Consider the following 400-nt stretch of genomic DNA (forward strand, 5'->3'; position numbering starts at 1 on the left):
GAAATTGTAGAAGATCATTCCAAAGCAGATGAAATCGGACTGAATAATACAGTGGAACTGTATTGTGAGGATGATGATGAAGTGGAAACTTACCGGATCGTCACTTCTGTCCGGGGAAGTTCATTGAATGGCCTTGTCAGTATAGAATCTCCGATTGGCAAGGCGTTACTGGGACATAAAGAGGGCGATCGGGTTTATATAAAAGTCAATGATGATTTTGGATATTATGTAGTGATACGCAAAGTGATCAAGACAGAAGATGAAGCTGAAGATCATATCAGTAGCTTTTAAAAAGATAGTTTCAAGAAGAAAAGTACTGTGAGAGAGGAGAGATGAACGGTGATGGAGATCAGTACCGTATTATTTGATTTGGACGGAACAATCACTGATTCGGGATCAG

The 400-nt window shown here is 39.8% G+C and carries 1 protein-coding gene; it reads left to right on the plus strand.

The annotated features are described in order from the left end of the window. On the plus strand, nt 1–291 hold a 291-nt coding region (locus PZH32_RS11585; RefSeq protein ID WP_275208408.1), incomplete at its 5' end, for a GreA/GreB family elongation factor. Nucleotides 292–400: the final 109 nt, after the last annotated feature.

This window comes from Adlercreutzia equolifaciens (genome assembly GCF_029076695.1).
Classification (GTDB): domain Bacteria; phylum Actinomycetota; class Coriobacteriia; order Coriobacteriales; family Eggerthellaceae; genus Adlercreutzia; species Adlercreutzia equolifaciens_A.